The organism is Cohnella sp. GCM10020058, assembly GCF_042683485.1.
GTDB lineage: Bacteria > Bacillota > Bacilli > Paenibacillales > Paenibacillaceae > Cohnella.
Window position 1 is genome coordinate 168031 of sequence record NZ_JBHUJV010000019.1, and the last position, 19380, is coordinate 187410.

12 protein-coding genes and 1 pseudogene are annotated in these 19380 nt (G+C 59.5%); 12 read left to right on the top strand and 1 reads right to left on the bottom strand.

Features of this window, described 5'->3' with window-relative positions; translation table 11 throughout:
• The first annotated feature begins 62 nt into the window (after window positions 1-62).
• On the top strand, window positions 63-1397 hold the full coding sequence (locus ACFSR7_RS31405; protein ID WP_378168466.1) for an ABC transporter substrate-binding protein: 1335 nt from the start codon (window positions 63-65) through the stop codon (window positions 1395-1397).
• Here ACFSR7_RS31405 and ACFSR7_RS31410 read toward each other — a convergent pair.
• The gene (locus tag ACFSR7_RS31410) at window positions 1394-1615 is read right to left on the bottom strand and encodes a hypothetical protein (RefSeq protein ID WP_378168467.1); all 222 of its coding nucleotides are present in this window, start codon (window positions 1613-1615) and stop codon (window positions 1394-1396) included. The two genes, ACFSR7_RS31405 and ACFSR7_RS31410, sit on opposite strands and share 4 nt — an antisense overlap.
• A gap of 676 nt (window positions 1616-2291) precedes the next feature.
• Between ACFSR7_RS31410 and ACFSR7_RS31415 the strand changes: the two genes are divergently transcribed.
• From ACFSR7_RS31415 to ACFSR7_RS31465, 11 genes and pseudogenes are all read left to right on the top strand, one after another.
• The gene (locus ACFSR7_RS31415) at window positions 2292-3500 is read left to right on the top strand and encodes a stage II sporulation protein P (RefSeq protein ID WP_378168469.1); all 1209 of its coding nucleotides are present in this window, start codon (window positions 2292-2294) and stop codon (window positions 3498-3500) included.
• Between the two features lie 15 nt (window positions 3501-3515).
• Window positions 3516-3968 (top strand): hypothetical protein, encoded by a 453-nt coding sequence (locus ACFSR7_RS31420; RefSeq protein WP_378168470.1) that lies wholly within the window; start codon window positions 3516-3518, stop codon window positions 3966-3968.
• Between the two features lie 136 nt (window positions 3969-4104).
• A complete protein-coding gene (locus ACFSR7_RS31425) occupies window positions 4105-5091 on the top strand; it encodes an HD-GYP domain-containing protein (RefSeq protein WP_378168472.1) in 987 nt (328 codons plus the stop codon).
• Between the two features lie 43 nt (window positions 5092-5134).
• Entirely contained in the window at window positions 5135-5833 is a 699-nt protein-coding gene (locus ACFSR7_RS31430) for a Crp/Fnr family transcriptional regulator (RefSeq protein WP_378168474.1), read from the top strand.
• Window positions 5834-6141: 308 nt separating this feature from the next.
• A complete protein-coding gene (locus ACFSR7_RS31435) occupies window positions 6142-8142 on the top strand; it encodes an endonuclease MutS2 (RefSeq protein WP_378168476.1) in 2001 nt (666 codons plus the stop codon).
• 411 nt (window positions 8143-8553) lie between these two features.
• Window positions 8554-10449: a cache domain-containing sensor histidine kinase gene (locus ACFSR7_RS31440; protein ID WP_378168477.1), complete on the top strand. Its 1896-nt coding sequence runs from the start codon at window positions 8554-8556 to the stop codon at window positions 10447-10449.
• Between the two features lie 13 nt (window positions 10450-10462).
• The gene (locus ACFSR7_RS31445; protein WP_378168479.1) at window positions 10463-12097 is read left to right on the top strand and encodes a response regulator; all 1635 of its coding nucleotides are present in this window, start codon (window positions 10463-10465) and stop codon (window positions 12095-12097) included.
• Between the two features lie 285 nt (window positions 12098-12382).
• Window positions 12383-13567 (top strand): annotated as a pseudogene (locus ACFSR7_RS31450) (ABC transporter substrate-binding protein).
• Between the two features lie 152 nt (window positions 13568-13719).
• Window positions 13720-14634, top strand: a complete 915-nt coding sequence (locus tag ACFSR7_RS31455) for a carbohydrate ABC transporter permease (protein ID WP_378168481.1) — start codon at window positions 13720-13722, stop codon at window positions 14632-14634.
• Window positions 14631-15464 (top strand): carbohydrate ABC transporter permease, encoded by an 834-nt coding sequence (locus tag ACFSR7_RS31460; protein WP_378168483.1) that lies wholly within the window; start codon window positions 14631-14633, stop codon window positions 15462-15464. Before ACFSR7_RS31455 ends, ACFSR7_RS31460 begins: the two co-directional genes overlap by 4 nt.
• 38 nt (window positions 15465-15502) lie before the next feature.
• The gene (locus ACFSR7_RS31465; protein WP_378168485.1) at window positions 15503-19375 is read left to right on the top strand and encodes a carbohydrate binding domain-containing protein; all 3873 of its coding nucleotides are present in this window, start codon (window positions 15503-15505) and stop codon (window positions 19373-19375) included.
• Window positions 19376-19380: the final 5 nt, after the last annotated feature.

Below are 19380 nucleotides of genomic sequence, written 5' to 3' on the forward strand. Positions count from 1 at the left end.
CCCAACGCAGCGCTTACAAAGCTGGATACTCAGCTAAAACCATCAATCTGGGGGTCAAACAAATGAAGAAAAGCACGCTGGCCATCTTGTCGTTGCTGACGGCTTCCGCCGTACTCTCCGCTTGCGGCAGCAACAACAACAATAACAACGCATCTCCTTCCGCATCGGCATCGTCGTCCGCCAGCGCTTCGGCATCCGCTTCCGCGTCCGCATCGAGCGGCGAAGCGAACGCCGACCTGTCCGGCAAGATTCTCGTGCTGACTCACCGTACCGACTACATCAGCGACGGCACGTTCGACAAGTACGTAGCCAAGTTCAAAGAAAAATATCCGAAGGCCGAAGTCGAATTCGAAGGCCTGACCAACTACGCGACCGACATCAACACGCGTCTGACGACCGGCGAAGCCGGCGACGTCAACATGATCCCGACGGGTCTTGCTGCAAGCGAGTATCCGAAGTACTACGAGCCGCTGCCGGACGCGATGTTCGATAACGTCTACTTCGCAGACTTCGACGCATTCGAAGGCAAGCGCTACGGCATTACTTCCGGCGTCAACACGCAAGGGCTCGTTTACAACAAGAAAGCGTTCGAAAAAGCGGGCATCACCTCGACGCCGAAGACGCTCGACGAGCTGTACGCGGACGCACAGAAGCTGAAGGATGCCGGCATCATCCCGCTTTACATGAACTTCGGCGCGCAGTGGCCGATGGGCAGCTGGGGCGAGAATTCCTACACGACCGTAGCGGGCGACGCCAAGTGGACGGATTCCTTGATCTCCACGGACACGCCGTTCACCGTAGACGGACCTTGGGGCCAACTGATCACGATCGCGCGCAAGTTCGTCGAGAACAAGTGGGTCGAATCCGATCTTTCCACCAACAACTGGGAAATGTCCAAGGGCGAAGTCGCATCCGGCAAAGCCGCCATGTATTTCCTCGGCAACTGGGTTATCCCGCAAGTCATCGGCGCCGGCGCGGCTTCCGAAGACATCGGTTTCTTCCCGTTCCCTTACGACAACAGCGGCAAGTACAACGCTCCGCTCGGCGGCGACTACTTCGTCGGCGTAAGCAAGGACAGCAAGAACAAGGAACTCGCAACGGCTTGGGTCGAATTCTTCGTCAAAGAATCCGGCTATGACACCGATTCCGGCTTCATGCCTGTCGACAAGACCAAGACGCCTGCCGTACCGCAGCTGGCAGAATTCAACGCTTCCAACCCGACGTACATCGAAGGCGTCGCAGTCGACCCTCGCTACAACGAGATCGCCAAGAAGGCCGAGATCGCGCTGGGCACCGGCTCCGTCGACCAAGACCTGATCGTGGCGAAGGATCTGAAGAAAGCGTTCGACGATCTCAATGCCAAGTGGGCGAAGGCTCGCAAGGACCTCGGCTATTAAGCCGTAACCAAGCCAGCTAGACCGGCCGCAACATCGAGAGCTGCAACAAGAACCGCATTATCCAGAATCGGTTCAAGAACCGCAACAAGAACCGCAACAAGAACCGCATCAAGAGTCGCATCAAGAGTCGCATCAAGAGCTACAGCCAGAACCGCATCAGGAGTCGCATCAGGAGCTACAGCCAGAACCGCATAGCGACGGCGCAGGACGCCGTCCAACCCAAGCCTCCCGGCAGACGCCGGGAGGTTTTTTCGGCATATTCGCAACGTTAAAAACACCTTTGCCTCTTGTAAACAAGGAGCAGGGGTAAGCGGCGAGATATGCGAGTAAAAACAGAGGCGGCAGAGGGGAGTCCGAGATAAAGACGGGACGAAAAATAAAAGCCTGCATCCGTGCAGGCTTTAAGCCCGAATATGCGAGATGAAGCGGAAATGCCTGCAAATCAGCATCTTTTAAGCTGCGCAGCGCGAAATCTCTAAGAAAGAGAGATAAAAGCCTGCACATTCGCATCCTTTTATCGCGCAAGGTCCCTCCTATATGAAAAGGATGTAAATCTGCAGGCTTTATGCGTTTCTCGAGTTGGCGAAGAGGTGAAGCGGTCGAGAAGTGGGGAGTAGTGAGGACGCGGTGGCGTGTGGAGAGGTCGAGAGGCGGGGAGGCGGGGGGGGGGCGAGACGTGGATCTCGCCCATCGAATACCGCGACGAATCTAGTTCTAGCATCTCTCAGATGCTCATAGACTTCACTATCGCGTTCGCAAGCCGGAAGAATAGGAAGTCTAAGAGACCCCTGACAGGGGAAACGGAGGTGCGGGATGATCCGTGCGGCGCTATCGCATTACTTGCCGGTCTGGCACAGACAGTTCCGTAGATTTTTGGCATCGGGGCGTGCATTTTTGCTTCTCAGCTTTTGTTCGATGGTCATGTTCGTTCTCCTGGGCCTCGGCGGCATCTTGCAGATCAAGCTGGCTGCCTCGCCCGCGCAATCGATGAAGGGCTTCGCGGCTTCCGTCTCCGATACGTTCTTCTCCTCCATGCTCGGGCTCGAGCTGCCGCAGATGGACAAGAAAGGCGGAGGAGGCCGGATGGACGGGGAGCGAATCGCGGCATTTCTGCTGCGGTTTCTAACAGACGTCAATCCGGGCGATCCGAAAAGCCTGCTCGCGGCCGAGATGCCGGGCGCGGGCGGGGACGAGCCGATCTTGTTCCGGACGGGCTCCGGCGGCTCGGACAGCGCGCCGGAAGATTACAGCCCACCGGCCTCCGGTACGACGGACGATCCCGGTACGGACCCGGGGACCCGGCCGGGCGGCGGCACGGACAAGCCGGATGCGACCGCCACGACCGATCCGGATCAGAACGGAGAGGCCTCCGGCCCGACGCCGACGCCCGATAAGGAGAATGTGCCGCCGGGCGAGACGAAGACGACCGAGGGCCGCAAGGTCGTGTTTATCTATCATTCTCACAACCGCGAATCCTACTATCCCGAGCTGCCGCCTAGCACCAAGGATCCGAACTCGGGCAAGGTCAACGTAACCTCGGTCGGCAAGCGCCTCGCGGATCAACTGGAGAAGCGGGGGATCGGTGCGCTTCACTCTTCCAAAGATTACGCCGGCACGGTTAAAGACTACGATTGGAACCAATCCTACAAGTATTCCAAGCAGACGGTCACGCAGGCGATGGCAGGCGACAAGGACTTGACCTTTTTCTTCGATATTCATAGAGACTCGCTTCGCCGCAAGGAATCGACCGTCACGATCGGCGGCAAGGATTACGCGCAAGTTTTTTTCATCATCGGACAGCGCAATCCGAATTGGAAGCAGAACGAAAGCTTCGCCAACGAGATCCATGAAAAGCTGGAGTCTTCCTATCCCGGCTTGTCGCGCGGCATCTGGGGCAAGACGGCCGCCACGGGCAACGGCGAATACAATCAGTCGCTGGCGCCGGACAGCGTGCTTATCGAGATCGGCGGCGTCGACAACACGCTTGAGGAATGCTACCGTACGGCTGATGCGCTCGCCAAGACGATCGCGGATCTGTATTGGCAGGATCAGAACGCCGAAGCGGCGGGCGCCGGCAAGAACAATGCAGCCAATGCAGGTTAATGGAGGAGATGCGCAATGGGACGCTCGCTCACAAGATTCGCGTTGCTGTCGGTGTTGATCGGTCTTGCGATCCTGTTTGGAATGGAGCTGGCGGACGACGGCATTCGTACCGTATACGGGCCGATAAACGACGGTACGGCGACCGTCGGCAGCGGGAGCGCGGCCGATAGCCGCGCCGAGCAGCGCAGCCGCTACTATGCCGAGGAACCGCAGGGCATTGCCTACGAGGGCGAAAACCGGAATGCCGGCGCGACGAGAGAGGGCGTAAAAGCAGGCGGATCGTCGGATGCGACGCGAACGCAGACAAATCAAGCGGCAGGCAACGAGGATCCGTACGCGATTCCCCGTCCTGACGGCGAGCCGTTGGTCGACAGTCTGGCCGACAAAACCGCGTCTGCGCTGCAGGCCCTGTCCCAGGGCGGCGTGCGAGCGGTCGTCTCCTTGTTCGACAAGTTGTCCGGTTCATAAGATCTACTCCTGAGGAAAATAGTCTGCGACTATTTTCCTTTTTGTGTGATTTGAGTTACAGAAACCGGCGGGGCGCGGATAGTAGTATCGTATCAGTAAAGAGAAGCTCGCAAGAGAGAATCGGGAGTGAGAGACTGTGCGGGTAGTTCGTGCAGACCAGCTGCAAGAAGGCGACAAGCTCGGCCACAGCATATATACGGAAGACGGCCGGCTTATATTGAGGCAGGGGGTCGTGCTTGACAAGCGGCTCATCGCGGCCATAAAAAAACGAAATCTTCGTTATTTGTCGATCGAGACGACGCCGGCGTACGACGCAGATCCGCGCGCGTTGAAGGAAAACCTGCGGGTTCAGATGAAAGAGCTGCTGACGCTCGTGCTCGATGCCGTGAGGCGCGGCGGCCCCGTCCCCGTCGACGAGGTGCTGTCGTGGTCCGAGCATATGGCGGGCATCGTCATGGAGGAGCGCGACCTGCTCTATCATTACGAGGATCTGCCGCGAGGGGACGGAGACCTGGTCGCGCACAGCGTGAACGTCTGCTTCCTCGCCATGCTGACCGCCAAAGCGCTCGGCTACGGCAAGCATCGGATCCAGGGCGTGGCCGTCGGGAGCCTGCTTCATGACATCGGCCTGTTCAAGCCGCATGACGGCACGATGGTCATCAACCATCCGCAGGCCGGCTACGAGCTGCTACGGCAGTATCCCGGCCTGACGCCTGCAGCGCTCAAAATCGTCGTGCAGCATCACGAGCAGCTGGACGGCAGAGGATTTCCGTATGGGACGAAAGGCGCGGAGCTGTCGGAGGAAGCCCAGATCTGCGGCTTGTGCAGCGAATTCGACTATTTTATGAACGATAAGCTCGCGGACAAGCTGCCTTGTGGAGGAATCGAGTACGTGATGTCGAAAATAGATACATCATACAGCTATGCGGTCGTCCGCGGCTTTCTGAAGGCATTCGTTCCCTATCCGGTCGGCACCGAAATCCGCCTGACCGGCGGACTGCATGCGACGGTCGTCGAATTGAACCAAGGACATCTGGCCAGGCCGGTCGTCCGTTTGAACCAGTTCGGCACGAAGTTCAACTTGATGGAGCATCCAAGCTTTATGGTGGAGGCTGTCGTCTAGGGAACATACGGCGCAGCTGCCACACACGCGCAAGGGGGCAAATATGCCGATCACAGCCAGCAAGCTGAGGGCAATTCCTTTTTTCAAAGGTATCGATCCCGGATTGTTCGACCGCGTCCTCCCGTACGTTCAGGAAAAAGTGTATCGCAAGGGCTCGATCATTTTCCTCGAGGGCAGCGAAGGGGACGAGATCTATTTCATCCTTTCGGGCTCGATCAGCATTCATACGATTAACAAATCCAAAAAAGTTGTGCTTGCGTTTTTCCACGAAGGCGACTACTTCGGCGAGATGGCGCTCATCAAGCCCGGCCTCGTCCGCTCGGCAACCGCGGAGACAGCGTCGCAGACCCGTCTATTGTCGCTTCGGCGAACGCACTTCCAGCTGCTGTTTGAGAACGACCGCAATCTGCTTCACTATCTGGTCGAAGATACGATGAACCGGCTCCGCAAGGCCAACCAGCAAATTTACGATTTGACCTTTCTTAGCGTCCGCTCGCGAATCATCAAGCGTCTGGCCAATTGGTGCGAGGAATTCGGCAATGCCGCAGACCCGGAAGCGCCCGTGCGCATCCCGATCAAGCTCACGCATCAGCAGCTCGCCGATATGGTCGGCGCCGTGCGGGAGACCGTGTCCAAAGTGCTGCAGGACATGCAGGACGAGGGGCTGATCGAGATCGACCAGAAGATGATTCAGGTCAAGGACCGGGCCGGGCTCGAAAAATGGCTTGTGAACGAGATGTAACTTGTGATAAGTTAAAGCTAACTTTGTTTATCTTAAGGGGAACGACTTGATGTCTGCGACGGTTCTGAACTGATCAATTGGATAGCACGTTAGCGCGAGCGCTCGGACGGTCGAAGCCATTCGGCCCGTTTATTTTGTTGCGCTTGTCTAGCGGCTCTGATTGCCGGGGAGGAACTGTCCGACATTCCGTCCGTCGCTGCGGCGAGGAGCGGGAATGCGAACTGTGCCGATCAGGTACGGTTTTTTTTGCGTTTTCGCCGCGTTCGCCGAATGCCATTTCCCTTAAAACAAAGGAGCATCCCCTAATCATGAGAACCCATTCCCTCGAAAAGTTAGAATATATGCGTGCCATCCAAGCCGTTACCGCACGTACCACCACTTATTTAGGACGAAAGCTTGCTGAGCAATTAACGCCGCTGTACGACGCCCGCGTCATTGCCGCTCGCCTGGGCGAGACCGAAGAGGCGCGCGCTTTGTTGGAAAAGGGCATGCACGTTCCGCTGCCTTCTATGGAAGGTATGGAGGAACTGCTGGCGCTGCTCGGCACCGGCTATGTGCCAAGCGAGCAGCAGTTCGGCCAGCTGGCGCAATTCGTGCGCAGCTGCGGACAGCTCCGCAAATTCATGGCGTCAAAAGCGGATTCGTCGCCCACGGTCGCCGGCTATGCTTCGTCGATGCATGAGCTTGGCGCATTGCTGGGCGAGATCGAGCGCAGCATTGATCGCGGCCGTATATTGGACGGCGCCAGCCAGGAGCTCGGCCGCGTCCGGCGCAAGCTCCGGCAGGCGGAGGAAAAGCTGCAGAAGCGGCTTGACGGCTTGCTGTCCAAGCATACCGAGCATTTGCAGGAGCGAATCGTCAGCTCGCGGGGCGGACGATACGTGCTCTCCGTGAAGAAGGAGGACCGCCGCAGGGTGTCCGGCACGGTGCTGGACGAATCCGCCAGCGGGCAAACCGTATTCGTGGAGCCGTCCGAGACGGTCGGCTTGCAGATGGACCTGTCCGCGCTGCGGGCGGAGGAGCAGCGCGAGGAGCTCCAGGTGCTCGCCAGGCTGACCGGCGAGGCCGAGCTTGCGCTGCCGCAGCTGTCCGTGAACGCGGAGGCGGTCGGGCACTACGATTTTCTGCTCGCCAAGGCCAAGTGGGCGCTTGCGATCGGCGCGCTGCCTCCGGCGCTCACCGACGACGGCACGTTCGAGCTTCGCGAGGCCAGGCATCCGTTCCTTAGCGCGAGGGCGGTGCCGCTAGATATTGCAATGGACGCGAGTTATCGATCGCTTCTTATCACCGGACCGAATACCGGCGGCAAGACGGTCGCATTGAAAACCGTGGGTCTTCTGACGCTGATGGCACAAACGGGGCTGCTGATTCCGGCGGCAGCGGGCAGCCGCGTCGGGCTGTTCCGCGCCATCGAGGCGGACATCGGCGACGGACAGAGCCTCGACCGTTCGCTCAGCACGTTTTCGTCGCATATACGCAACGTCACCGACATCCTCGCCGTCGCCGACCGCTCGACGCTCGTGCTGCTTGACGAGCTGGCGACCGGGACAGATCCGGGCGAAGGCGTCGGACTATCGATCGCCGTGCTCGAGGAGCTGTACCGCCGAGGGTCGGCGGTGCTGGCGACGACGCACTTCAACGAGATTAAAGAATACGCGCGGCTCGCGCCGGGCTTCCGCAATGCCCGGATGGCGTTCGACGAGGATACGCTGCAGCCGCTCTACCGGCTCGACATGGGCGAGGCGGGAGACAGCTATGCGTTTGTCATCGCCCGCAAGTTCGGCATCGGCGAAGACATCATCGACCGCGCAAAGGAGATCTCCCGGGGGCTGAAGGGCGGCGGGCTCGATCGATCGTACGGCGATGGTCCGAGCGGCGATGGGCTGCGCGAAGGCTTGCAGGGAATCATCCCTGCGGCGAAGGCCGTCACGGATGAGGACGTGCGACCTGCGGCTCGCGCAGGGAGCGATTCCGGCGCAGCGGGGGCGATGAGCGAGCGCCAGGAGACCGTGGCCGCGCAGCCGCCGGAGCTCGCTGTCGGCGACGTCGTCTGGATCCCGTCGCTCGGGCAGCGCGGCGTCGTCTACCGGCTCGCGGACGAGCGGGGCAACCTCGTCGTGCAGGTTCGCGGCGCCAAGCAGCTCATCAACCGCAAGCGGGTGCGGCTGCAGATCGAGAGCAAGCATCTGTATCCGGACGAATACGACATGGACATCGTCTTCGACTCTGTCGAGAACCGCAAAAGACGCAGTCTCATGGCCAAGCGGCATGTAGAAGGACTTAAGATCGAGCGGGAAGAGCTCGAATAAAGCAATAGGCCACAAATCGCGAACCGCTTCTCTTCGGAGAGGCGGTTTGTAGGATGGGCCGGACTGCCGTCTATCCGCGCAATACGATTCAATGCGCCTTCCAACGGCACAACGGACGGACCGGGCAGCCGTTATTCGACCCGTTTCGCCTTCACGATACCAATGCGGACCGCAGTTCCGTTACCCGCTGCATAAAGCCCGGATAGCCGCCCGCTTGACCGCATTAGCGTATCCGGTATCCGCGACTCCTCCGAAACCGTGATTCCGGAGTAAATAAAGAATCGCCTATCCGCGCCCCGTACATTCCCGCCGCCGCATTCTGCTCCCCGCCGTCGTCAATTAAGTCCTATAACTCGACACGATCCTCTGTTAAAATGTTGTAAAAATCGGATCGCGGGAAGTGAGACGGCTATGGCATCGGTCGCGCGGCGTTTGTACAAGCGCATGATTGCGGACATCAGCATCTTCAATAAGATTTTCTACGGCATTTTAATCATCGTCGTCGTCGTACTGGCCGTCTCCGGATTTTTCTCGTTTTCCTATTCGCGCGGCATCTACGAGCAGGAGGCCGCGAGCAGCGCGGCGAGACTGGTGGACAATATCAACACGGGCTTCGAGGACAACCTGGACCAGGTAGACCGAATCATCCAGTCCATCTACGCGGAGACGGATTACGCGGACTCCAACAATACGTTAAAAAAAGTGCTCGCGACGCCGTCCTTCGCCGACTACAGCGAAGAATTGAACGCGATCAAGGTGGTCGGCAATTTTTTTCAGCGCCTTATGTATCTCCGCAAAGACTTCAACAGCATCTATTTGTACGCTTCCCCGCAAAAGTCATTCTCCTACGCCCTCTTCGGCACGAACAAGCTCGACTACGATCCCACCGGCGAAGACTGGTACCGGCAGACGGTGGCGGCCGGCGGCAAGACGAGCATTTTCGCGCCTCATCGGCCTTATCAGCTCAACTACGACAAGCCTGTGATTTCCTATTCCAGACTGCTTAAAAATATCGACACGCGCAACGCGGCGCCATATGGGGTCATTCTGATCGATCTTTCGATGGATTCGCTTAGCAGCCTCGTCGACAAGGTCAATCTCGGCGCGGAGACGGGCGTGTTGTTTCTGGACGATGCAGGGAGGTCCATCTATACGACCCATCCGGCTTATGAGCAAGAGGCGCTGCGCAAGATCGACCGGGACAAGCTCGCCGGGTCGGCGGAAGGCAAGCTGACCTTAACGCTGGCCGGCGCCAAGTACCTCGTTTCCTATCGCACATCGGAGATTACGGGCTGGAAGCTGCTGACGTTCACGCCCTTCTCCGTCATCGAAAAAGGCGCCGACCGGCTCCTGGTTTTCACGCTGACGCTCGGCATCGTCGCGCTGCTGTTCACCGCGCTGCTCACCTACGGATTTTCCAGGCTGCTGTTCAAGCCGATCCTGAAGCTGCAGCGCGGGATGGGCAAGGTGAAGCTGGGCCAGTTCGACTTCCGGCTCCCGCACGGGGCGAACGACGAGCTGGGACAGCTCGTGGGCAGCTTCAATACGATGGTATCGACGATCAAGTCGCTCATTACGGAAAAGTACGAGGAGCGGCTGGCCCGCCAGGAAGCGGAGTACCGGTTTTTGCAGGCCCAGATTAATCCGCACTTTATTTACAATACGCTCCAAATCATCAGCAGCATGGCGGTCGTCCACAAGGTGCCACCTATCAACACCGCGGCGAAAAGTCTGGCCCGTATGATGCGCTACAGCATCTCCGAACGGCCTGGACCCGTAACCGTTAAGGACGAGCTGAACGCGGTGACCGGGTATCTGGATATCCAAAAGCTGCGATTCGGCGATCTCCTCGACTACGAGACGGATATCGACGACTCGATGCGGGCCGCGCCGATGATGAAGCTCGTGCTGCAGCCGATCGTGGAAAATGCGGTGTGCCACGGGATCGAGCCGACGGGTAGACGAGGCTTGATCCGCATCTCCGGCAGCCGCTCCGGAGGCAGGCTGCGCATCGAGGTCCGTGACGACGGCGCGGGGATGCCGCCGGAGCGGGTTGCCGATTTGACGCGCAAGCTGGATGCGCCGGATGCCGGATCGGACGCGGAATCGGCGGACCGGCTCCATACCAACGTGGGGCTGCGCAATATTCATCGACGGATCAAGCTCATTTATGGCGAGTCGTACGGCATCTCGATCGACAGCGAGCCCGGCGCTTGGACGAAGGTGACCGTCGAATGGCCGATAGCGGCTGAAGAGACAAGCGGCGGCGTACAAAGGGAATCGGCGGAGGACGGCAAAATAGCGTAGAGGGGGAGCTTTAATGATACGGGCATTGGTCGTAGACGACGAGGCGTGGATAAGGCTGGGGCTGCGCGAGCAAATCGATTGGAAGGCGCTCGGCGTCGCGATCGTTGGCGAAGCGGCGAACGGCCGCGATGCGCTCGGAATGATCGGGACTTTGCGTCCGGATATCGTGCTGTCAGACATCCGCATGCCGTTCATGGACGGCATTGAACTGATGGAGACCGTTCATAAGGACTATCCCGATATCCTCATTATTGTCATCAGCGGTTATTCGGACTTCGAATACGCCAGGAAGGCGGTTACGTTCCAGGTGTTCGACTATATACTGAAGCCGATCGAGGAGGAACAGCTTGAGGCGGTGCTGGTCCGCGCGATCGACAAGCTCGAAGAACGGCAGCGAGCGAGAGAGGACCTGCTTCGCATGGACCGGCGTTTGAGGGAGAACGGCGCGCTTGCCGAGGAACGGCTGTTGACCCGTCTGGCGGAAGGAGCCGAAGACCAAGTGCCCTCCTTGCTTGCAAAGCTGGACCGCAGCGGCTTTCGGCTGTCAGGCGCTTGCTTCGCGGCGGCCGTATTCCGCGCGGCGAATGAGGAGCAGGTGTCGGCTGCACGCTTCGGCGGCGACCGCGAGCTCGCCGGATACGCGCTGTTCAACCTCATCGGGGAGCACTATGGGGATACGGCGAACAAGGTCCTCTTCAGGCATGGCGACAGGCGCGAGGAGATCGTCCTGGTCGCGGGCTGCGATTCCACAGAAGAAGGCACGGCACTGCTGGAGACGCTTCGGGTCAAAAGCGGCCGGGCTTCGGCCGATGCCCGCGCGTTTTTGGGCATGGAGCTGTACGTCGGGTTCGGCGGAATTGCCGACGATCCGAAGCAGATATCCCGCGCCTACAAGGAAGCTGCTGCTGCGGTCCTTTATGCAGGCTTAGAGAGCGATACCCGCATCGTATTTTTCTCCTCGCTCTCCGGCCGGAGCCGCTACTACGTTTATCCGGAGGACAAGGAGAAGGCGTTCCTGCACTATTTGGAAAACGGTTACCGCATCCAGGCGCTGACATGGATCGACAGCGTCCTGGCGGACATCCGGGCAGATCGTTCCTATCATCCGCTCAGCCTGCGAATGACTTCGCTCGAGCTTGCCATGAACCTGCGCAGGGCGTCTTTATCCTATCCTTCCGGAGGCGAAGACTTGCTGCAAGAGTCCCATATGCACGTAAAGTTGATGCGCGAGCTGCTTACCTACGCCGACATCGTGCACTGGCTGAGGGCCGAGACCGACCGGACGCTGGACCGGATCGCGGCCTCGAAGAAGACCGGTTCGCGGCGTACGCTCGACGACGTCGTCGACTATGTCGACAAGCTTTATTGCGAGGATATTAACTTAAACGGCGTAGCGGAGCGATTTTATATGAGCCCGGCCTACCTGTCCCGCATTTTTAAACAAGCCTACAGCGAAAATTTCAACGAGTACGTGAACCGGTTGCGGATGGACGCGGCGGCCAAGCTGCTGCAACAGGCCGACCTGAAGCTGGAGGATATATCCGGCATGGTCGGCTACGGCAACGTCAGCTACTTTTTGAAGAAGTTCAAGGAGCGATACGGCTGCACGCCGACGGCGTACAGAAGACTGCATGCGCGGGCCGAGTAGAAATATTGCAATCGATTCGGACATAAAAGTTGATTTTGGCGCGGACGGAATCCCTCTATGATGGGTTTACGGGGCATAGCTGCCTTTGATAAAGAAAAGGGAGGATTCGCCATGAGAAAGCTGTCCATGCTGGCGCTCGCGGCTGCGATGACATCCGCGGCTTTGACAGGCTGCGGGAGCGACGATACGCCGGACAAGCCGGCCGCATCGTCGTCGACTGCCGCCGGCCAATCGGAAGGAGCGACGCCATCCGCCGCGTCAGGCAAGCCGGTCACTTTGAAGTTTATGACTTATACGTACGCGGACCGTACCAAATCGACGGATGCCTGGATCAAGGACATGAAGGATAAGTACAATATTACGATCGAGCTGCAGAACGTGCCGACCGACCAGTACGAGACGGCCGTCAAAACCAAGCTGGCCGCGGGCGATATCCCGGATCTGCTCATGACGCATACGATCTCGAAGGATCTGACCTTATACGGCACGCAGATGGACCCCGATCTGTTCCTCGATATTTCCGACGTCCCGTCCGTCTCTCAGTACATTCCCTCGGTCGTCGCCGACGCGAAGGACAACAAGGCGGGCAAGCTGTACTTCGTCCCCGTTTCGACTAACGCGCTGGGCGTTCTGTACAACAAGAAAACATTCTCGGACAACGGCATCGCCGTGCCGACCGACCGCTAGGCGTTCGAGGCGGCGAGCGACAAGCTCAAGAACGCCGGCGTCATTCCGATCGCGGGCGGATTCAAAGACTCGTGGACGACCCAGATCATTCCGTTTATCGCATACGGCCAATACATCAACGCCAAGGACATGACGACGCGGATCAAGATTGCCGACGGGACGATGAAGGCGGCGGATATCGCGGACGACTTCAAGAAGGTGCTCGCCGTACAGCAGGACTGGCGGGACCGCGGCTATTTCCCCAAGGACTTCCTCGGCACCGACGCCAATGTCGCCAGCACCATGGTCGGCACGGGCAAGGCGGCCATGCTGGTCAGCGGCACCTGGCAATACAAGGCGATCCAGGATGCGGATCCGGAGGCGCAGATCGGCTTCTTCGCCCTTCCGCTCAACGAGCCGGGAGAGAAGACGGTCGTGCCGACAAGCGCCTCCGGCGGACTCGTCATCAGCGCGAAGACCGCGAATCCGGAAGCGGCCAAGCTGGCGATGGATGTCTACTTAAGCGCGGAAAATCAAACCCGCATCATGGCGGATCTTAACGGCATCCCGACCAATACGCAGGTCAAGGTCGACAATGCGTTCGTCGCCGATATCAACGCAGCGATGGCGGCAGGCGACGTGCAGCCCGACTGGTGGGGCGTTAACTACTATCACCCGGCAAGCCTGTCCGGCTTCGCGCCGGACAAGGAGTTCCAGAGCCTGCTCGCGGACGGCACGACGCCGGACCGGTTCATCGAAGGCTACGACAAGGGCATCGCCAACGCGCTCGAAGCCGCCAAGTAGCCGCGCTGCGCCGAATTGCGGCAGCCGCGAGGCTCCCTGACGGCGACGGCAGCCGACGCCTAAACGACCAAGCGCGTCTTGAAGTACGACATCCTTGAACCGATGGCAGGCATTCATTCCAAATGCCTGCCATTTGCTTCAAGAGGAAAGGAATGTCCGCTATGAAGCCTTACCGCACAGGCCGCTTCAAGCTCGGTTACGAGCTGAGCTGGCTCCTGTTTCTGCTGCCCGCTTTAATTTTCTACCTCTGCTTTTCTCTCTTCCCGATGCTGAGCTCGACCTATTATTCGTTCACGGACTGGAACGGCGTCACCAGCAAATTTATCGGCCTGGATAACTATGCCGAGATGTTCCGGGACCGGATGATACTGACCGCCTTCTGGAATACCGCGCAATTTACCGTCACGATCACGATCCTGCAAAACCTGTTCGGCCTGCTGCTCGCGCTGCTGCTCGTCCGCCGGTTCGCCGGCGTGAACTTCATGCGGTCGATGTTTTTCTTGCCGAGCATTTTCAGTACGCTGCTGATCGGCTACGTATGGAGCTTCATGCTGGAGCCGAATATCGGCGTCGTTAACAACCTGCTGGCCAGCCTGGGCCTTGAGCGTCTGCAGGTAGGCTGGCTGAGCGATCCGTTCTGGGCAAAGTGGGTCATCTCGCTCGTTACGACCTGGCAGTTCATGGGATACTCCATGGTCATTTATATCGCCGGACTGCAATCGATCAATCAGGAGCTGTACGAATACGGACAGCTCGAAGGCGCGATCGGCATGAAGAAATTTATCCATATAACGTTCCCGCTCGTCGCGCCCGCTTTTACGATCAACATCGTGCTGAGCCTGATCGGCAATCTGCAAATTTTTAACCAGATTTACGTGCTGACCGGGGGCGGACCCGGCTATCAGACCGAATCGGTCGCTTCGATGATCTACCATCTCGGCTTCGGCTCCGGCGGCAGCGGGCGCTGGGGGTACGGCTCGGCGATGTCGATCGTGCTGTTTCTCTTCATTCTTTTGCTGACGACCGTCTCGGTCACGCTGCTTCGCCGAAGGGAGGTCGAGCTATGACCGCCGCGAACCGACGCTTTTCCGCTTATACGCTCCGCGTCTTACTGTGGATTTTCTGCATCGTCAACCTTTATCCGGTGCTGCTCGTGCTGATCTCCTCCGTCAAGACCAAGCGCGATCTGTCCTTATCGCCCTACGGTGTGCCGAAGGCATTGACGTTCGAGTACTTCTCGGCGGCTTTTCGCACGATGCACTATTTCCGTTCCATCGGCAATACCGCCTTGATCGGATTCGTCTCGATCGCCGTCACCGCGACGATCGGCGCGATGGCGGCCTACGCGATCGCAAGGCGGGCCAACCGGTTTTACAACGCGGTGTACCTCCTGTTCCTGGCAGGGCTCATCATTCCGTTCCAGATGACGATGATCCCGCTGTACAAGATCATGCTCGCCTTCCGTCTGATCAGCACTTATCACGGCATTATCTTCATCTACCTGGCCGCATTGGCTCCGTTTACCGTGTTCCTGCTGAGCGGCTTCGTCAAGTCGGTGCCGCGCGAGCTGGAGGAGGCGGCGCGTATCGACGGCTGCGGGCTGTACGGCACGTTTTTCCGTATCGTCCTGCCGCTATTGAAGCCCGCGCTCATGACCGTCTCGATTCTGAACCTGTTCACCATTTGGAACGACTTCCTGATGCCGATGCTTTACCTGCAAGACAGCGCCAAGCTGACCATCACCGTACAGCTCGCTTCCTTCCAAGGGATGTACTTCAACGATTGGTCGCTTATTTTCGCGGGCGTCTGCATGATCGTCTTTCCCATGATCGCGGTCTATCTGTTCGCGCAGCGGTTCATTATCGAGGGCATCACCGCCGGGGCCGTCAAAGGCTGAAGAGGGCGCCGGCGATCCAATACAAGGGAGGCTGCATGATGTCGGGAATGTGGTTAAAAAGATTGGGAATCGGGGCGGCGGGACTGGCCGCCGTCACGCTCGGGGCGCTGCTGCTGAAGCCGGAGCCGACGTACGCGGCGATCGATGTGAACGTGAGTCTGAACAATGCCACTCCCGCTTACGGCGGTACGGTCGTGGGGATCGGAGGACAGACCGATCCGTTCATGTTTTTTCCGCACGAGCAGATTCGCGGCGTATCGGACGACGACTTCGCCGTCCTCATGTCGCGGATCAAAAAGGGCGGCATCAGCTTCGTTCGCATGTGGGTTCAGGTCGACTGGTGGGAGCCGATCAACGACAACAGCGATCCGAATACGATGAACGATGCCGGCTTTGCCTGGAACAGCCCGGAGATGACGAGTCTCAAGCGGTATCTCTCAGCGCTTAAGGACGCTGGCGTGGACGTCGAGCTCAATACGATGATCAACGATCCGAGCAAGCTCTATCCCTGGCTGCTATGGGACAATTGGGGCGATGCGCTGCCGGCGGACGACAAGCGGCCCGAATTCGCGGAGAGCATCGCCGCGCTGGTCAAGCATCTGGTCGTGACCGAAGGCTACACCAACGTCAAATTTTTCTCGCTGTACAACGAGCCTGAAAATATCATCACCGTGCCTCCGGGCAAGGACAGGCTCGAATACTACAAACAGGTGTACAAGGATGTAGCGAACCGTCTGTCCGCCGAAGGGCTGTCCTCCGCGATCAATTTGTCGGGCATCGAGGTCGGCTTCCTCGACACGCTCGGCCAGCCTTGGTTCGAGAGCTTCACGCAGACGATGGGCGACTACATGGACGCCTACACGACGCATGCCGGACCGTCGGTGTCGCAGCTGATGGACGGCAGCTTCTCCGACCGGGTGGCCGCGTGGACCGCGATGAAAAACACGAATGACGCGAACGGCAGCGACAAGCCGTTCATGTTCACCGAAATGGGCGCGCTCGAGACGCGGAGCCTCGCGGTAGACGGCCTGCACTTCGCCAGCGAAATCGCCGACGGACTGCGCAATGGCGTCGCCGGGTTCTCCAAGTGGCGGCTATACGACGACTGGTATTCGGCGCTCGTCGGCGCGAACCAGACGATGACGGGCTCCGGCGACTACGGCTGGGGCGCGATCAACGGCAAGCAGGAGCACTATACGCCCAAGCCTTCCTATTATGCGATGTCGCTGATGGCCAAGTTCGTCCCGAAGGGCTCGACGACCTATACGACCGCATCGAGCAATCCGCTTGTCGTGCCGGCCGTCGTCACGACGCCGGGCGGCAAGCATACGGTCGCGGTCGTGAACTGGAGCGCCGAGCCTGCATCGGTCGGCTTCGCGCTGCAAAGCGCGCTAAGCACGACGTTTAAGGTATACAAATACGACGAATCGCAGCAGCTCGACGGGCTCGGCAAATTTCCCGCCAGCATCGGCACGAAAAGCGTGAGCGGCACCGCCTTCAGCGATACGATTCCGCCGAGGACGCTATACGTCTACACGGATATCCCGGACGCGACCGCGCCGGCGCAGGTGACCGGCGCAGCCGCTTCGGCCGCAGGCAAAACGGCGACGATCGCCTGGACGGCCAATACGGATGCGGACCTGGCGTACTACAAAATCTATCGGTCCGAAACAGGCGGCTTCACGGCGTCCGAGGCGAATCTGATCGACGAAGTATGGATTCAAACGGGAGCGAGTCCGGTCTATCACGACCGGAATGTCGAGCCGGGACATACGTATTACTATAAAGTGGCGGCGGCCGATACGTCCGAAAATGTCGGCGCGGCATCCGCCCAAGCGAGTGCGGGAGTGCCGCAGGAGAGCTTCGGCAATGCGCTCACGCTCGCGAACAATGCCGCCGGCCAATATTACGAGGTGGCGAGCACCTATGACGGCGGCTACAAGTACCGGATCTCCAAAGCCTCCGGCGGCGGTCTCTATGTCGAGGATACGGACGGCACTTCGTGGACGAACATCGCGGGCGGCGGGTTTACGTATCCGATCGTATACAAGTACGACGGCAGCGCCTTTACCGAGCAGTTGGCGAACGGAAGCATGGAGAGCGGCGCGTCCGCGCCCGACGGCTGGTCGAACTGGACGAGCGGGGGCGGCACGCTGACCTGGGATTCGAGCGTCTCGCATGCGGGGGGCCGTTCGCTCAAGGTGACCAACACGGCGGACACGCAGAACAGCGCCTGGCTCCAGGCGATTCCGAACGTAACGCCGGGCACCAACTTCGAGTTCGGTTACTGGATGAAGCTCGAAAACGTGTCGCTGATCGGCTACGAAGGCCAGGGCGCCAGCGCGGTCATCGTCTTCAAGGACGCCGCCGGCAACCAGATCGCGAGCACGGGCGAGCTGGATTCCAAGAAAGATACGCACAGCTGGTTTTACAACAACATCTCCGTCAAGGCGCCTGCGGGGACGGACTCCGTCCTGATCCAGCTGCGCATCTACGGCTCGGCCGGCACCGCCTGGTTCGACGACGTCAGCCTCGTCAAGTCCGGGACCAAGGTCATCCCCGATCTGGCGAACGGGCCGACCTCCGTGACCGCGAGCGATCTCGGCGCCGCGCACAAGCAGGTCGTTACTGTCCAGGGCAGCGAGACGCTCACGTACGACTTTTACCCGGACCGGATTGAAATGAAGGTAACCGGACCGCAGACCGGCGGCTACCTGATCGAGGAAGCGGGATATCCGTACAAGTACGGCGGCCGCGCGCAGTGGTCGGACGGCACGGTGAGCGATCTGGCTTCGATCGGCCTTTGGAAAAGCGTGCAGAAAAGCGTGACTTCCGTGGCGCTGCAGCAGTTCAATTCGCCCTATCGGATCCAATACGCTTTCGGCGCGGCCAAGCCGGTATCGTTCCAGAACGGCTACCGGATCAGAGGCTATTATCCAAGGTTCCAGGTGAACAGCGGGGAAGTCTACACGATCACATTCCCGAAAACCAATATGGGCGTCAATCCCGGCATGGAAACGGGGACGGGCGCGCCGACCGGCTGGTCAAGCTGGACGGGCGGCACCGGCAATTTTACGTGGGACGGCACGAACGCGCATACGGGGGCAAAGTCAGTGAAAATCGTCAACGCGACCGCCGCCAATTCCACTTGGCTGCAAGCGATCGCCAGTCCCGAGATCAACAAAGAGTTGAACGTCTCCGGCTGGGTGAAAACTTCCGCGGTCGCCGGTACGAACGGCGCGTTCATCGCCATCGAGGCCAGAGACGCGGCGGGTACGATTCTCGCGGAGCAGTGGTCGCCGGTCGTCACCGGCACGCAGGACTGGACCAAGGTGAGCGCGCGCTTCACGCCGCCGGCCGGGACGGTGTCCATTAATATCGGAGGCAGGCTATGGGTCGCTTCAGGCACCGCCTGGTTCGACGATATCGTCGTCGCCCCGGCGGACAACGGCGCGAACAATCCGGACGCCGAGACCGGCGCTGCCGCGCCTGAAGGGTGGAGCACATGGACGACCGCAGGCACCCCGTTCACCTGGGATGCGACCGAGCGTCATTCGGGCGGACGTTCGCTTAAGATCGCAAACGGCGGCGCGGCGTTCTCGTCGTGGAACCAGCTGCTGCCGAGCGTAGCGCGGGGCGGCGAATACGCGTTCGGCGGCTGGGTGAAAACCTCGGCCATCGCGGGAGCCGGCGGCGCGGCCATCGCGGTTACGGCCAAGGACTTCGACGGGATGATCGTGCAGGAGGCGCGGACCGCCTACGTGACGGGCACGAGCGGCTGGACGTACGTGAGCGGGAAGATCGTGCTTCCGCCGCACACCGAATACGTCTACCTCGAGAACCGGGTATGGAACGCTTCGGGTACGGCTTGGTTCGACGACGTGACGTTTAAGCTGGTACGGAACCGGTAAGGGTC

Bases quoted from the DNA above. Each gene is read 5' to 3' on its own strand.
- ACFSR7_RS31420 (WP_378168470.1), top strand. From the start codon at position 3,516: ATGGGACGCTCGCTCACAAGATTCGCGTTGCTGTCGGTGTTGATCGGT.
- ACFSR7_RS31460 (WP_378168483.1), top strand. From the start codon at position 14,631: ATGACCGCCGCGAACCGACGCTTTTCCGCTTATACGCTCCGCGTCTTA.
- ACFSR7_RS31455 (WP_378168481.1), top strand. From the start codon at position 13,720: ATGTCCGCTATGAAGCCTTACCGCACAGGCCGCTTCAAGCTCGGTTAC.
- ACFSR7_RS31435 (WP_378168476.1), top strand. From the start codon at position 6,142: ATGAGAACCCATTCCCTCGAAAAGTTAGAATATATGCGTGCCATCCAA.
- ACFSR7_RS31405 (WP_378168466.1), top strand. From the start codon at position 63: ATGAAGAAAAGCACGCTGGCCATCTTGTCGTTGCTGACGGCTTCCGCC.
- ACFSR7_RS31445 (WP_378168479.1), top strand. From the start codon at position 10,463: ATGATACGGGCATTGGTCGTAGACGACGAGGCGTGGATAAGGCTGGGG.
- ACFSR7_RS31440 (WP_378168477.1), top strand. From the start codon at position 8,554: ATGGCATCGGTCGCGCGGCGTTTGTACAAGCGCATGATTGCGGACATC.
- ACFSR7_RS31430 (WP_378168474.1), top strand. From the start codon at position 5,135: ATGCCGATCACAGCCAGCAAGCTGAGGGCAATTCCTTTTTTCAAAGGT.
- ACFSR7_RS31465 (WP_378168485.1), top strand. From the start codon at position 15,503: ATGTCGGGAATGTGGTTAAAAAGATTGGGAATCGGGGCGGCGGGACTG.